At 58.3% G+C, this 242-nt stretch carries 1 protein-coding gene; it reads right to left on the bottom strand.

Annotated elements, in window-relative coordinates; all coding sequences use genetic code 11:
- A partial coding sequence (locus tag CVH10_RS23765) for a ribonucleotide-diphosphate reductase subunit beta (RefSeq protein WP_181244742.1) occupies positions 1–242 on the bottom strand: 242 nt, incomplete at both ends.

The raw sequence follows: 242 nt of genomic DNA, 5'->3' as shown, positions 1-242 counted from the left end.
CCATGTAGTCGTGCTTGTCCCGCATGGCCTCGTATTCCATGAAGGCGCCGAACTCGCTCTCGGGCATGCCGATCGTTTCGAGCAGCAGGGCGTAGGCCGCGATATGGATCGTCTCCATATTGCCGAAGGCGGCCAGCATCATCTTCACCTCGGTCGGTTTGAAGACCCGACCGTAGCGTTCCATGTAGTTGTCCTGAACCTCGATGTCCGCCTGGGTGAAGAAGCGGAAAATCTGGGTCAGC

The organism is Halomonas sp. ND22Bw, assembly GCF_003011945.1.
Classification (GTDB): domain Bacteria; phylum Pseudomonadota; class Gammaproteobacteria; order Pseudomonadales; family Halomonadaceae; genus Halomonas; species Halomonas halophila.
Note: the sequence above shows the minus strand (reverse complement) of the source record. Positions and strands in the feature narration are given on the sequence as shown.